This window comes from Geodermatophilus bullaregiensis (assembly GCF_016907675.1).
Taxonomy (GTDB): domain Bacteria; phylum Actinomycetota; class Actinomycetes; order Mycobacteriales; family Geodermatophilaceae; genus Geodermatophilus; species Geodermatophilus bullaregiensis.
On the sequence record NZ_JAFBCJ010000001.1, the window covers coordinates 4,904,735 to 4,917,994 of the forward strand.

The window sequence follows — 13,260 nt, forward strand, 5'->3', positions numbered from 1 at the left end:
GCGTCGTCTGCGGTGCGCGGCCCGACACGATCCCCGGCCACGGAGGCGCCCGCCCGGACCGCCCGGGAGCGCCGTCGCCTCCGCGGGGGAGCGGCATGCGCAGTCAGGTGACCCGACGTCAGGTGCTCCTGGCGGCTCTCGGCACGGGCGCGGCCCTCGCGCTGCCGCGGACGGCGGCCGCGGCGCCGGTGGGCGTCCCCGCTCCCGGCGGTGTGACCGTGGCGGGGCACGCCGCCGACGAGGCGCTCAGGTGGCTGCAGACCACCTACGACCTGGTGCTCGGGGAGAACCTCAGCCCCCCGGCCGCCGCCCGCGTCTACGCCCACACGGCGATCGCGATGTACGAGGCCGCCGTCCGGGGGATGCCTGCGCACCGGTCACTGGGCGGTCAGCTGCGGGACCTCACCGTGCCGCCACCGCGCCCCCTCGCCGCGCTGCTGGACTGGCCGGCCGCGGTGGTCTCGTCGGCGGCGGCCGTGCTCCGTCAGGTGCTGCCCTCCGCCGGCGACGGCACGCGGGGACGGTTGGACGCGGCCGAGGCCGGCGCGCTGGCCCGGCGTCGGGCCGCGGGGGTGTCCGAGCGGGCCCTGCAGGCCTCCGTGGCACACGGCAGGTCCGTGGCGGCACACCTCGCTCCGTGGACCGCCGCCGACGGGCACGTCGGGACCGTCGGCCGGCCGTACGCGCCGCCCGCGACCGAGCAGTGGCACTGGGTCTCCACGCCGCCCAACCACCGGCCGGCCATCGAGCCGTACTGGTCCGAGGTGCGTCCGATGGTGCTCACCAGCGCCGACGAGGTCGAGTCGGAGCCGCCGCTGCCGTTCTCGACCGTGCCGGGCTCGGCGTTCCACCGGCAGGCGGTGGCCGTCCACCGGCGGTCGGTCGAGAACACCGACGAGCACCGGGCGATCGCCCGGTTTTGGACGGACAACCCGGGGTCGTCCACCCCGCCGTCCGGCACGCCGACGGGTCTGCCGTCGGGCCACTGGATGCTCATCGCCACCCAGGCGCTCGCACTGCGCGGAGCGCGGCTGGACGTCGCTCTGGACACGCTCGCCGTCACCGGGATCGCGCTGCACGAGGCGTTCCTCAACTGCTGGACCTGGAAGTACCGGTGGAACCTGCTCCGGCCGGTCACCTACATCGACCGGCACGTCGAGGAGGGCTGGCTCCCCTACGTCAACAGCCCGCAGTTCCCGGAGCACACCTCCGGGCACAGCGTCGCGTCACCCGCGGCCGCCGCGGTGCTCACCGACCGGCTGGGCACCTTCTCCTTCACCGACCGCTCGCACGACGCGCGCGGGCACGCGCCGCGCACCTTCGCCTCGTTCCACGACGCCGCCCGCGAGGCCGCGCAGTCCCGGCTCTACGGCGGCATCCACTTCCCGCACGCCATCGAGGCGGGCCTCACCCAGGGCCAGCAGGTCGGCGCACTGGTCCTGCAGCGGGTGCGCACCCACCGCTGAGCCCCGCCTTCGCGACCCGGGGCGCCCGCCGGGCGTCCCGCCCTCCTCGCACGGCCCGGCCGTGCGCCACCGAGAGAAGGTCCCGGGTCCACCTCCACCCCGCGCCGTCTGATGACGGCCGCCGCCGCGACGGCGGCCGTCGCCGTCGTCGCCGCCCCGTCACCGGCGCTGGCCGGTGACCTGTTCTTCTCGAAGAGCTCGGGCACCCAGGTCTCCACCACCTGGCTCGAGGTCGGCGAGCTGCCGCCGGCCGCCGACGCTCCGGGCAACGCCCACTTCGGCGAGCTGTGGGCCGAGGACCTCGGCAACGGCCGCGCCCGGGTGTTCGGCACCGTGCACGACGTCCAGTGCGAGGTCGGCACGGCGCCGTACCTGCCCGGTGGTGGCGGTCACGGCGAGCCGGCACCCGAGGACGGTCCCTGCCGGTTCCTCGGCGTTCGTCTCCTCGACGGCGGGCAGGTCACCCTGACGATCGACGAGAAGCTCACCACGGCACGGCTGACCGGCACGCTCGCGGTCGGCAGCGGGCACGGCGAGTCGACGGGTACCCCGGCGGTCGACATCACCTGGACCGGCGTCGGCGCCACCTACACCGACCGGGAGAGCGGCACCACCGTCGACGAGTACGGGACCTGGACCTACCGGTACGACGTCACCGGCCGGGACGCCGTCGTCACGCGCGGCAGCGCGATCGGGCCGATGGTCTTCGACGACGAGCCCGGCGAGTCCTCCGAGTCGACGATCGGCAGGTACCGCTCCTCGGACCGCCAGCGCTCCTGATCGACCGTCCCGCCGGGCTGCTCCGCCACGGCCCGGCGGGACGGGCCTCCCCGGTCGGACCGCGACCCGTCCGGCCGGGGCCCAGGAGGCGACCGGGGCGCCGCCGAAGCCGATCTCGTTGCCGTCCGGGTCCCGGTAGGTGACCTTGCGGACGCCGTTGTCATACGTCTCCCGGAGCGCGGGCTCGACGCCGCGGGCGCTCATCGCCGCGACCCGCGCGTCGAGGTCGCCGACGACGAGCGTGTGCATCGCGTGCCCGGCGTGCTCGGGCCGCAGCTCGGTGTGGACGTACCGGTGCTCGGCGACCTCCCACACCGCCTCGACGTCGTCGGGCAGGAAGACCGGCGGCGATCCGAACGACCGCTCGTACCAGGCCAGGGCGCGCGCGTGGACGCGGACGGGGACGCCGCGAACAGGTCGACAGCCACGGCCGGACGCCCACGGGTGTGCACCGCAGCCAGGCAGGGCGTCACTCCTCGCGGAGGACCAGCCAGCTGTCCCGTCCCCACAGCTGCGTGAGCGCCGAGGTCGCGCTGCCGGCCGGCTGCACGGTCAGGTGCGCCGTGGCACCGGCGGCCACCTCGACCTGCACGAGCGGGCTCCCCGACCAGTCGATGACCGCCCTGACGGAGTGCCGTCCGGGCGCCACGGGGAGTTCGACCTGCTCGCCCCGGGCGACCGTGCCGGCCCGGACGCCGTCGACCTCGATGACGTAGGAGCGCCACCGGTCCCGGTACCCACCCCCGGGACGGCGGACCACGATGCGCGCGGCCGGCTCCACGACACGATGGTGGACGGCGGGGCCGGCCACCGGGTCCCCCCGGCGGTGCCGTTCACCCGACCGTGTCGCCGCCCGGGGAGGATGGCGGCGTGCCCCGCCTGCTCGTCGTCCACCACACGCCCTCGCCGAACCTGCAAGCGGTGCTCGAGGCGGTCCGCGAGGGCGCGGCGATGGTGGAGGAGGTCGAGCTGGAGGTGCGCCCGGCGCTGTCGGCCGGGCCGGCCGACCTGCTCGCCGCCGACGGCGTGCTGCTCGGGACGCCGGCCAACATCGGCTACATGTCCGGGGCGCTCAAGCACTTCTTCGACACCGTCTACTACCCGTGCCTGGACGCCACCGTCGGCCTGCCGTACGGCGTGTACGTGCACGGCGGCGACGACACCGCCGGGGCGCTGCGGGCCATCGCCACCATCACCGGCGCGCTCCGGTGGAAGCAGGTGGCCGCGCCGCTCAGTCTGACCGGCGCGCCGTCGACGGAGGACCTGGAGGCCGCCCGGGAACTCGCCGCGACGGTCGCGGTGAGCCTGTAGCCCCACGGGGCCTAGCCTCCCCAGGGTGAGCAAGCGCCTCGTCGTCATCGGAGGGGACGCCGCCGGCGGCAGCGCGGCGTCCCAGGCCAAGAAGCGCACGCCCGAGCTCGACGTCGTCCTGTTCGAGCGCGGCCGGGCGACGTCGTACTCCGCGTGCGGCATCCCGTACTGGATCGCCGGGACCGTCCGGAGCGAGGCGCAGCTGGTCGCCCGCACGCCCGAGCAGCACCGCGCCGCCGGCCTCGACGTGCGGATGCGCACCGAGGTCGTCGGCATCGACACCGACAAGGGCGTCGTCCACTGGCGCGACCTCGACGCCGGCACCGAGGGCACCGAGCCCTACGACGACCTGGTCTACGCCACCGGCAGCGTGCCGATGCGCCCGCCGGTCGAGGGCATCGACGCGCAGGGCGTCTACGGCGTCCAGGTGCTCGACGACGGCGTCGCGCTGCGCGCCGAGCTCGACAGCGGCCGGGTGCAGCGGGTGGTGGTCGTCGGCGGCGGCTACATCGGCCTGGAGATCGCCGAGGCCTGCCGGATCCGCGGCTTCGACGTCACCGTCGTCGACATGTCGGCCACGCCGGTCGGCACGTTCGACCCCGACGTCGGCGAGCACATCGCCGACGCGGTGCGCTGCGAGGGCATCGACCTCGTCCTGTCCGACGGCGTCGCCGGCATCGACGTCGGCCCCGACGGGCGGGCGCGGGCCGTGGTCACCGCCAGCGGCCGCGAGCTGCCCGCCGACCTCGTCGTCCTCGGGCTCGGGGTGCGGCCCAACGTGGCGCTGGCGAGGGAGGCGGGCATCCCGCTCGGCACCTCCGGCGGCGTCGCCGTCGACCAGCGGATGCGCACCCAGGTGCCCGGCGTCTGGTCGGCCGGTGACTGCGTCGAGTCGGTGCACCGCCTCTCGAAGCAGCGGGTGGTGGTGGCGCTGGGCACGCACGCCAACAAGCAGGGCCGGGTGGCCGGCATCAACATCGGCGGCGGCTACGCGACGTTCCCCGGCGTCATCGGCACCGCCATCACCAAGATCTGCGCCACCGAGGCCGCCCGCACCGGACTGTCGGAGGCCGAGGCGGAGCGGGCCGGCTACTCGTTCGTCACCGCCGCCGTCGACTCGACCACCACCGCCGGCTACATGCCGCGGTCGGCGCCGATCCGGGTCAAGATGATCGCCGAGCGACGCAGCGGGCGGCTGCTCGGCGCGCAGGTGGTCGGCCAGCAGGGCGCCGCCAAGCGGATCGACGCGCTGGCCATCTGCATCTGGAACGAGATGACCGTGGACGAGGTCCTCTCCCTCGACCTCTCCTACGCCCCGCCGTTCGCGCCGGTGTGGGACCCGGTGCTCATCGCCGCCCGCAAGGCGTTCGAGGCGGTGGAGGCCGACACCCTCCGCTGACACCGGGGTGCACCAGGCGTCACCACCCGGCGTCCTGGCCGGCGGAACGGGCGGGGACTCCTTGACCGCTCCGGTGGACACGGCAGAGCGTCCCCGTCCCGGGCGGGCGCTCCGCCCGCTCCTGTCCCGGGGGAGGGACGCCATGCCGCACCTGCTGCCGGAGTTCGAGTACCACGCCGACCTCGAGCCCCACTCGATCGGGCCGGGTCCCTTCGGGAACCGCATGGAGGGGACGATCACCGGCGGTGAGGTCCGGGGTGAGCGGTTGAAGGGCCGGTTCGTCGGCGCCGGCGCCGACTGGCTGCTGGTGGGCTCGGACGGGTTCGGCCGCCTGGACGTGCGGGCCACGATCCAGACGGTGGACGGCGCCCACGTCTACGTCCAGTACCCGGGTCTGCTGGAGCTGACCCCGGCGATCCTCGCGATCATGGGCGGCGGCGGGACCCCGACGGGGTTCGGCGACCAGTACTTCGTCACGACCCCCCGCCTGGAGACGGGGGACGAGCGCTACTCCTGGGTCAACCAGACGGTGTTCGTCGGCGAGGGACGCGTCCTGCCGGGGCCGGCGGTCGAGTACCGGGTCTACCGGGTCGCCCGAGGCGGCTAGGTGCCGCGCCCGGCCAGCGCGGCGCCCATCGCCTCGACGACCCGGACGAGGACCGGCTCCGGGGTGGCGACGTTGAGCCGCACGGCGCCGCGGCCGGCGTCGCCGCACCGGGCACCGTCGACCAGTGCCACCCCGGCCCGCTGCAGGAAGAACCCGCCCGGCTCGTCGACGTCGAGGCCCTCCAGCCAGGCCAGGTAGGTGCCCTCCGGCGGGGTGTACCGGACGCCGGGCAGGTGCTCGGCGACCAGTCCGGACAGCAGCCGGCGGCTGCCGTCGAGGGTGGCCAGGGCACCGTCGAGCCACTCGCGGCCCTCCGTGTAGGCGGCGACGTTCGCGACGACGCCGAGGGTCGACGCGCCGTGCTCGGCGTGCCCGCCCACCCGGGCCCACCGCTCGGCGTCGGCGTCGGCGGACAGCACGAGCTGGGCGCACTTGAGGCCCGGCAGGTCCCACGCCTTGGACGCCGACGTCGCGGTGACCGTGTGCCCGGCGGTGAGCTCGCCCAGGGAGGCGTAGGGCACGTGCCGGTGCGGGCCGAACACCAGCGGCGCGTGGATCTCGTCGGCGAACACCCGCCCGCCGTGCCGGTCGACGACCTCGGCGACGGCGAGCATCTCCGCGGGCTCCAGCACCCGGCCGATCGGGTTGTGCGGGTTGCACAGCACCAGCAGCTCGCCGCCGGCCGCGAAGGCGGCGCCGAGCGCGTCGAGGTCGTAGACGAACCGGACGCCGTCGCGGGCCATCGGCACCTGCAGCACCTCGCGGCCCAGCGCCGGGGGCAGCTCGAGGAAGGGCATGTAGGCCGGCGTCGGCAGGACGACCGGCGAGCCCGGCGTCGTGAACCAGGTGATCGCCGCCTCCAGGCCCGCGAGCACGTCGGCCAGCGGGCGCACCCGCTCGGGCGGCACGTCCCAGCCGTAGCGGTCCCGGGCGAAGTCCGCCCACGCCCGGGACAGGTCCGCGGCCAGCCAGTCGGGCAGGTAGCCGAGCAGGCCGCGGTCGACCGCGTCGTGCAGCGCGCGGGTGATCGCGGGGGCGTGACCGAGGTCCATCTCGGCCACCCACGCGCCGAGCGCGCCGGGGTACCGCGTCCACTTGAGCCCGCCGCGCGCCCGCAGCTCGCCGACGATCCCGTCGGCCCCGTCGTCCCTCACGTGCCACCTCCGCCGGTCCCTCGATCGGGTCCGATCCTGCCCGCCCTCGGACCGGCCTGCGACGATCCGCCCGTGCGGGTGCTCGTGGTGGTCAACCGGTCGGCCGGCACGGCGGACGACGGCGCGCTGGCGGCGGTCCTGGAGGTGCTCCGCGACGGTGCCGACGTCGAGGTGGCCGCGACGGCCGGGATCGCCGAGCTGGAGCGGGTCGTGGCCGGGCGCGGCGACCGCCGGCCGGTGGTGGTCGGCGGCGACGGCTCGGTGCACGCGGCCGTCGCCGCCCTCGACCGCGCCGGCGGCCTCGACCCGGCCCGGCCCATCGGCCTGGTGCCGCTGGGGACGGGCAACGACCTGGCGCGCTCGGGCTGCCGCTGGAGCCCGCGGCGGCCGCGCGGGCGGTCCTGTCCGGGCTGCCGCGGGCGCTGGACCTGCTGCGCGACGACGCGGGCGGGGTCGTCGTCAACGCCGTGCACGCCGGTGTGGGGGCGCAGGCGGGGCTGCGGGCCGAGCGGCTCAAGGACGTGCTGGGCGTGATGGCCTACCCGGTCGGGGCCGCCGTCGCCGGGGCGACCACCGCTGGGTGGCGGCTGCGGGTCACCGTCGACGGGACGCCGGTCGGCTCCCCGGCGGGCTGGTCCGCCGACGGGGACACCGGCGTCCTGATGGCCGGCGTCTGCAACGGCCCCACGATCGGCGGGGGCACCGCGCTCGCGCCGGGTGCCCGGCCCGACGACGGCCTCGCCGACGTCGTCGTGTGCACCGCGACGGGCCCGGCGGCGCGGGCCGCCTTCGCCGCGGCCCTGGTGGCGGGCCGGCACACCGAGCGCGACGACGTCGCGGTGGTCCGCGGGCGGGAGGTGTCGGTGTCGGGTGACCCGGTCGAGCTCGACGCCGACGGGGAGCTGCGGTCCGCGGTGGCGGCGCGCACCTGGCGGGTCGAGCCCCGCGCCTGGTCGGTCCTCGTCCCCGGGTGACCCGCCGTCAGCCCCGGGGCGACCAGCCCAGCAGCGGGCCGAGGCGTTCGGCCGTGTCGGTGAGGATCTGCCGGTAGTCCTCGTCGGTGAGGCTGAACGGCAGCGCGAAGACCACCTCGGTCACCTCGCGGAAGCCGGCGTGGGCGTACAGCGCCTCGGCGATCTGCTCGGACGTCCCCAGCAGGTCGAGGGCGAACAGCAGCCCCGCCGGGCCCTGCGGGCTGCGGGTGCGCCGGGTGCGCGCCTCGACGTAGGCGGCGTACCTCGCCCGCTGCTCGGCGGTCGCGGTGTCGGTGGGGATGACGACGAGACCCTGCGAGACCCGCCCGGAGGGGTTCGCCGCCCGGAAGGCCTGCACCTGCCCGGCCTGGATCGCCGCGAAGTCGGCCGGGCCGCCCTCGGCCTTCACCACGCTGCTGGTCAGGAAGTGCACGCCGGCCTGCCCCGCCCACTGCGCCGAGCGCAGGCTCGCGCCGCCGTACCAGAGCCGGGCGCGCAGGCCGGGGGAGTGCGGCTGCACCCGGTCGGAGAACTCCTCGACGACGCCCTCGCGGCCGGCGAAGGTGCTCGCGCGCTCCCCGGCGACCAGCCGCAGCAGCCGCTCGACGCGGGTGTAGGAGAAGTCCTCCGCCTCGGCGGTGTCGGGGTAGAGGGCCTCGCGCACGTCGTCCCAGCGCATCGGCGGGCCGACGCTGACACCGGGGTGGAGCCGGCCGCCGGAGAGGACGTCGACGGTGGCGAGGTCCTCGGCCAGCCGCAGCGGGTTCTCCCACGCCAGCGGGGTGACCGCGGTGCCCAGGGCGATCCGCGACGTGCGCTGGGTCAGGGCGGCGAGGACGGCGACCGGCGAGGAGATGCCGTACTGCAGGTGCCGGTGGCGCAGCCACGCGCTGTCGAACCCGAGCCGCTCGCCGAGCTCCACCACCTGCAGCGTGGTCTCGTGGCCGGGTCCGGGGTCGGCGGGGTCGAACGTCCCGATGGTCAGGAAGCCGAGCTGCTCCAGGGGCGTGCCGGGGGCGGGCATGCGCCGATCCTGCCCGCCGCCCGGCCCGCGCCGGCCGGTGCCCCCCGGGTCCCGCCGGCTCAGCGGGGGAGGCGGCCCAGCAGGTGGAACTCCGGGTTCGGCGGGATCGCGGCGAAGTGCGCGAGCCGGTTGGAGAGGGCGAAGAAGGAGGTGATCGCGCCGACGTCCCACACGTCGTCCTCGGTCAGACCGTGGGCGCGCAGCCGGTCGAGGTCCTCGGCGGTGACCGCCGCGGGGTCGGTGGCCAGGCGGACGGCGACGTCGAGGACGGCGCGCCGGCGCGGGTCGAGCGGGGCCTTGCGCCAGTCGACGGCGACGAGGTCGGCCAGGTGCGGGTCGCGGGTGCGGATGCGGGCGATGGCGCCGTGCGCGACGACGCAGTAGGCGCAGTCGTTGGCCGCGCTGGTGACGACGACGATGAGCTCGCGGTCACCGGTGGACAGGCCCGGGGTGTCCTTGTCCATCAGGGCGTCGTGCAGGGCGAAGAAGGCGCGCGCCTCGGCCGGCCGCCAGGCCAGGGCGGCGAAGACGTTGGGGAGGAACCCGGAGCGCTCCTGGACGTCGGCGTAGCGCTCGGCGAGGTCGGCGGGCAGGTCGGCCGGGTCGGCGACGGGGAAGCGGCTGACCGGGGTCGGCCGGGGCGTGTCGGTGGTCACGGGGGCAGCCTGCCCCGCGGGCGGCCGCCGCGGCAGCCCGGCGCGGCGGGCGTGCGGGCGGCCGCGGGCACGCTCGGCCGCGCGGATCCGGTCGGGACGGCGACAGGGCCACCTCCCCCACCCGGTCCTGCTCCGGGACCGCCGGTGCTCGCCTGCGTCGGGAGAGCCCCACGCCGCCGGAGCGGTCAGTCCGGTCGCAGCACCGTCAGGGCGACCCCGTCGGCCAGCCGGTAGGGGGCGGTCCCGACCAGGTCGCCGACCACCCGGCGCAGCCGGGACACCTCGGCGCGGGCGGAGACGACGTGCTGCTCGTCGCCGAACAGCCCGCGGCTCAGTGCGCCGGCCGACAGCCCGGCCCGGCCCGCGGCGGAGACCAGGACCAGCACCTGAGCCTGCCGCCGGGTCAGCGCGGCCGACCACGGCTGCCCGCCGGCGGAGACCCGCAGGACGGGGGAGCCGGCGAGGTCCAGCTCCGCGGTCAGCGGCGCGCGCGGGCCGTGCGGGCGGACCAGCCAGCCCTCGGCCAGCCGCTCCGGCGTGCACAGCCCCAGCCCGGCGACGGCCATCACCCGGTCGGGCCGGGGCGCGGCCAGCCGCGCGGGCGCGCAGACGCCCGAGGCGGAGGCCACCCAGCCGTCGTCGTCGAGGAGCAGCGAGGGTCCCCGGACGCCGGCCAGCACGGGGTCGGCGCTGCGGCGCAGCCGCTCCAGCCGCTGCTCGTGCCGTCGCGCCAGCCGCGACTCGGCCAGCCGCACCGACGTCTCCACCAGCGCCCCGATGGCCGGGTGCAGGGTCAGCGCCGGCCCGCTGACGTCGACGACCCCGAGCAGCTCGCCGGTCACCGGGGAGTGGATCGGCGCGGCCGAGCAGTACCAGGGGTGCTGGGCCTGCTCGAAGTGCTCGGCGGAGAACAGCTGCACCGGCGCGGCCTCGGCCAGCGCCGTCCCGATGGCGTTGGTGCCCACGGCCGCCTCGGTCCACGTCGCGCCCTCGGCGAAGCCGAGCCGGTCGGCGCGCAGCCGGGTGGCCGCTGCCCCCTCCCGCCACAGGACGACGCCGTCGGCGTCGGTGACCACCACGAGGAAGTGCGAGGCGTCGGCGACGCTGACCAGCACCTGGCGCAGCTCGTCGACGACCAGCGACAGCGCCGAGCGCCGGCGCCGGGCCTCGACGGCGTCCAGCGGCAGCGGGTCGCGGGCGTTGGGGCGGCCGGGGTCCAGGCCCATGCCGAGCACCCGCGACCACGAGCGCTGCACCACCCGGCGCGGCGCGACCGGCGGGGGGCTGCCGCCGATGACGGCGTCGTGCACCCGGGTGAGGACACGGGCGTGCCGGGAGAGGTCCGTCCCGGGTGAGACCGCCGACCAGCCGGCCACCAGCACCTCCGTGCAATCCGCTGCAACGCTCCCGCCCGCGGGGGAGGTGCGCTGTGCTGTGCTCCCCATCACACCACGCGCACCACCGCGTGTCAGGGACGACGGCGAGGAGCCCTCCATGACGCAGACCCTCGACGCACCACCGCACGGCGCCGCCCAGCGGGCCCGGGACTGGTTCACCGGTCTCGAGGACGCGCTGCGCGCCCGCGACGTCGACCGGGCGGCCGGCCTGTTCGCGCGCACCAGCTTCTGGCGCGACCTGATCGCGTTCAGCTGGAACATCACCACGGTCGAGGACCGGGCCGGTGTCACCGACCTGCTCACCGCCACCCTCGACCGCACCGACCCGTCGGGCTTCACCGTCGGCGAGGAGCCCGAGGAGGCCGACGGCGTGACCACCGCCTGGTTCACCTTCGAGACGGCGGTCGGCCGCGGCAAGGGCCTGGTGCGGCTGGTCGAGGAGGACGGGCAGCCGCGGGCGTGGACGCTGCTCACCACGCTGTACGAGCTGAAGGGCCACGAGGAGCCGCGCGGCCCGGCCCGCCCGAAGGGCGCCGAGCACGGGGTGAACCGCGAGCGGCTGACTTGGGCCGAGCGCCGGGCGCGTGAGGACGCCGAGCTCGGCCGCACCACGCAGCCGTTCGTGCTCGTCGTCGGCGGCGGGCAGGGCGGCGTCGCGCTGGGCGCCCGGCTGCGCCAGCTCGACGTGCCGGCGCTCGTCGTCGACAAGCACGCCCGCCCCGGCGACCAGTGGCGCAGCCGCTACAAGTCGCTGTGCCTGCACGACCCGGTCTGGTACGACCACCTGCCCTACCTGCCGTTCCCGGACAACTGGCCGGTGTTCGCGCCCAAGGACAAGATCGGCGACTGGCTCGAGTCCTACGTGCGGGTCATGGAGATCCCGTACTGGGGCAGCACCGAGGTGCGCAGCGCCTCCTACTCGCCGGAGGACGGGGAGTGGACCGTCGAGGTCGTCCGCGACGGCGAGCCGCTGACCCTGCGCCCGGAGCACCTGGTGATGGCCACCGGGATGAGCGGCAAGCCGAACGTGCCCGAGATCCCCGGCCAGGACGTGTTCCGCGGCGAGCAGCACCACTCGTCGGCGCACCCGGGACCCGACGAGTACGCCGGCAGGAAGGTCGTCGTCGTCGGCAGCAACAACTCCGCCTTCGACATCTGCGGCGCGCTGTGGGAGCACGGCGCCGACGTGACGATGGTGCAGCGCTCCTCCACGCACATCGTGAGGAGCGACAGCCTCATGGACATCGGCCTGGGCGCCCTCTACTCCGAGGAGGCGGTCGCCGGCGGCGTCACCACGGAGAAGGCCGACCTCACCTTCGCCTCGATCCCGTACAGGGTCATGCACGAGTTCCAGGTCCCGCTGTACGAGCAGATGAGGGAGCGCGACGCCGACTTCTACGACCGGCTCGAGAAGGCCGGCTTCTGGCTCGACTGGGGCGACGACGGGTCGGGGCTGTTCATGAAGTACCTGCGCCGCGGGTCGGGCTACTACATCGACGTGGGCGCCGCCGACCTGGTCGCCAATGGCGACGTCCGGCTGGTGCACGGGCAGGTCGACCACCTCACCGAGGACGCCGTCGTCCTGGACGACGGCACCGAGCTGCCGGCCGACCTCGTCGTCTACGCCACCGGCTACGGGTCGATGAACGGGTGGGCGGCCGACCTGATCAGCCAGGAGGTCGCCGACCGCGTGGGCAAGGTGTGGGGCCTGGGCTCGGACACCACCAAGGACCCCGGCCCGTGGGAGGGCGAGCAGCGCAACATGTGGAAGCCGACCCAGCAGGAGGCGCTGTGGTTCCACGGCGGCAACCTGCACCAGTCGCGGCACTACTCGCTCTACCTGGCGCTGCAGCTCAAGGCGCGGCAGGCCGGCACCCCGACGCCGGTGTACGGCCTGCAGGAGGTGCACCACCTGCGCTGAGCCGCCGGTGACCGCCCGGCGCCGGGGACGCCTCGTGCTCCCCGGCGCCGGTGTCCGCCCGCCGCTCGACCGGTGAGGTCGGCGTCCCGCCGCTAGGGTCGGGCCGACCAGGGGGCCGCGGATCGGGGGTGAGTCGTCCGGCATGAACCTCGAGAAGGTGGTCTTCGGGTTCTTCGTGGTGCTCGCCGCCACGTTGAACTTCGGCTTCTTCCTCGGCGACATCTCCGACCCCGAGCTGCACAACGTCTACGAGCTGTTCGCCGCCGTCGTGGTCAACCTGATCGCCACGGTGCTCAAGTTCGGCGACCGGACGCAGATCGGCGCCGTCCACCTGGCCACCAGCCTGGTGGCCGACCTGCAGCTGATCGCGGCCTCGCTCACCTGGGCCTGGGCCCAGTACATCTCCAGCGACGGACTGACCACCGGCGCGACGGCCAGCATGGTCTCGCTGTCAGGGGGCGCGCTGCTGGCCAACCTCGTCTCCATCGTCCTGCTGGTCGTGGAGACCGTCTCCTTCCAGCGGCACTGACGATGGCCAGTGCCGCCAGCGGGAGGGCGCCCGGCCGGCGCG

Annotated in this window: 14 protein-coding genes and 1 pseudogene; 9 read left to right on the forward strand and 6 right to left on the reverse strand. The window is 75.7% G+C overall.

Going from position 1 to position 13,260, the window contains the following annotated elements; translation table 11 throughout:
• The first annotated feature begins 95 nt into the window (after positions 1-95).
• Positions 96-1,466, forward strand: a complete 1,371-nt coding sequence (locus tag JOD57_RS23570) for a vanadium-dependent haloperoxidase (protein WP_204694242.1) — start codon at positions 96-98, stop codon at positions 1,464-1,466.
• Positions 1,467-1,577: 111 nt separating this feature from the next.
• Positions 1,578-2,246: a hypothetical protein gene (locus JOD57_RS23575; RefSeq protein WP_204694243.1), complete on the forward strand. Its 669-nt coding sequence runs from the start codon at positions 1,578-1,580 to the stop codon at positions 2,244-2,246.
• Positions 2,247-2,366: 120 nt separating this feature from the next.
• Here JOD57_RS23575 and JOD57_RS27385 read toward each other — a convergent pair.
• Positions 2,367-2,711: pseudogene (locus tag JOD57_RS27385) on the reverse strand (VOC family protein); the annotation flags it as partial.
• Positions 2,712-2,715: 4 nt separating this feature from the next.
• Entirely contained in the window at positions 2,716-3,027 is a 312-nt protein-coding gene (locus JOD57_RS23580; protein ID WP_204694244.1) for a hypothetical protein, read from the reverse strand.
• 89 nt (positions 3,028-3,116) lie between these two features.
• Here JOD57_RS23580 and JOD57_RS23585 point away from each other — a divergent pair, with 89 nt between their 5' ends.
• The 3 genes from JOD57_RS23585 to JOD57_RS23595 all read left to right on the forward strand — a co-directional run bounded on the left by JOD57_RS23585 (position 3,117) and on the right by JOD57_RS23595 (position 5,563).
• The gene (locus JOD57_RS23585; protein ID WP_204694245.1) at positions 3,117-3,557 is read left to right on the forward strand and encodes a flavodoxin family protein; all 441 of its coding nucleotides are present in this window, start codon (positions 3,117-3,119) and stop codon (positions 3,555-3,557) included.
• A 25-nt stretch (positions 3,558-3,582) separates the two neighbouring features.
• Positions 3,583-4,956, forward strand: coding sequence for an FAD-dependent oxidoreductase (locus JOD57_RS27130; RefSeq protein ID WP_204694246.1), 1,374 nt, complete (start codon positions 3,583-3,585; stop codon positions 4,954-4,956).
• 142 nt (positions 4,957-5,098) lie between these two features.
• Positions 5,099-5,563: a DUF3237 domain-containing protein gene (locus JOD57_RS23595; protein ID WP_204694247.1), complete on the forward strand. Its 465-nt coding sequence runs from the start codon at positions 5,099-5,101 to the stop codon at positions 5,561-5,563.
• On the opposite strand, the gene JOD57_RS23600 is transcribed toward JOD57_RS23595, so the two are convergent.
• Positions 5,560-6,717 (reverse strand): MalY/PatB family protein, encoded by a 1,158-nt coding sequence (locus JOD57_RS23600; RefSeq protein WP_307824894.1) that lies wholly within the window; start codon positions 6,715-6,717, stop codon positions 5,560-5,562. The genes JOD57_RS23595 and JOD57_RS23600 overlap by 4 nt on opposite strands.
• Before the next feature lie 72 nt (positions 6,718-6,789).
• Between JOD57_RS23600 and JOD57_RS25870 the strand changes: the two genes are divergently transcribed.
• Positions 6,790-7,251 carry a diacylglycerol/lipid kinase family protein gene (locus JOD57_RS25870; RefSeq protein WP_307824895.1) on the forward strand — a complete coding sequence of 154 codons (462 nt, stop codon included), beginning with the start codon at positions 6,790-6,792 and terminating at the stop codon, positions 7,249-7,251.
• Positions 7,185-7,691 (forward strand): diacylglycerol/lipid kinase family protein, encoded by a 507-nt coding sequence (locus JOD57_RS25875; protein ID WP_307824896.1) that lies wholly within the window; start codon positions 7,185-7,187, stop codon positions 7,689-7,691. The genes JOD57_RS25870 and JOD57_RS25875 overlap by 67 nt, the downstream gene beginning before the upstream one ends.
• A 7-nt stretch (positions 7,692-7,698) precedes the next feature.
• On the opposite strand, the gene JOD57_RS23610 is transcribed toward JOD57_RS25875, so the two are convergent.
• From JOD57_RS23610 to JOD57_RS23620, 3 genes are all read right to left on the reverse strand, one after another.
• Positions 7,699-8,715: an LLM class flavin-dependent oxidoreductase gene (locus JOD57_RS23610; protein WP_204694248.1), complete on the reverse strand. Its 1,017-nt coding sequence runs from the start codon at positions 8,713-8,715 to the stop codon at positions 7,699-7,701.
• Positions 8,716-8,774: 59 nt separating this feature from the next.
• Entirely contained in the window at positions 8,775-9,371 is a 597-nt protein-coding gene (locus tag JOD57_RS23615; RefSeq protein WP_204694249.1) for a peroxidase-related enzyme, read from the reverse strand.
• A 185-nt stretch (positions 9,372-9,556) separates the two neighbouring features.
• On the reverse strand, positions 9,557-10,747 hold the full coding sequence (locus JOD57_RS23620) for a GAF domain-containing protein (RefSeq protein ID WP_204694250.1): 1,191 nt from the start codon (positions 10,745-10,747) through the stop codon (positions 9,557-9,559).
• A 118-nt stretch (positions 10,748-10,865) separates the two neighbouring features.
• Between JOD57_RS23620 and JOD57_RS23625 the strand changes: the two genes are divergently transcribed.
• Together JOD57_RS23625 and JOD57_RS23630 are read left to right on the forward strand one after the other, a co-directional pair.
• Complete coding sequence (locus JOD57_RS23625; protein ID WP_204694251.1) at positions 10,866-12,689, forward strand: flavin-containing monooxygenase; 1,824 nt, start codon at positions 10,866-10,868, stop codon at positions 12,687-12,689.
• A 142-nt stretch (positions 12,690-12,831) separates the two neighbouring features.
• Positions 12,832-13,218, forward strand: coding sequence for a DUF6394 family protein (locus tag JOD57_RS23630; protein WP_204694252.1), 387 nt, complete (start codon positions 12,832-12,834; stop codon positions 13,216-13,218).
• Positions 13,219-13,260 lie beyond the last annotated feature (42 nt).

Excerpts from the sequence above, each read along its gene's own strand:
- JOD57_RS23630 (WP_204694252.1), top strand. The coding sequence starts at position 12,832 with ATGAACCTCGAGAAGGTGGTCTTCGGGTTCTTCGTGGTGCTCGCCGCC.
- JOD57_RS23610 (WP_204694248.1), bottom strand. The coding sequence starts at position 8,715 with ATGCCCGCCCCCGGCACGCCCCTGGAGCAGCTCGGCTTCCTGACCATC.
- JOD57_RS23625 (WP_204694251.1), top strand. The coding sequence starts at position 10,866 with ATGACGCAGACCCTCGACGCACCACCGCACGGCGCCGCCCAGCGGGCC.
- JOD57_RS23595 (WP_204694247.1), top strand. The coding sequence starts at position 5,099 with ATGCCGCACCTGCTGCCGGAGTTCGAGTACCACGCCGACCTCGAGCCC.
- JOD57_RS23575 (WP_204694243.1), top strand. The coding sequence starts at position 1,578 with ATGACGGCCGCCGCCGCGACGGCGGCCGTCGCCGTCGTCGCCGCCCCG.
- JOD57_RS23570 (WP_204694242.1), top strand. The coding sequence starts at position 96 with ATGCGCAGTCAGGTGACCCGACGTCAGGTGCTCCTGGCGGCTCTCGGC.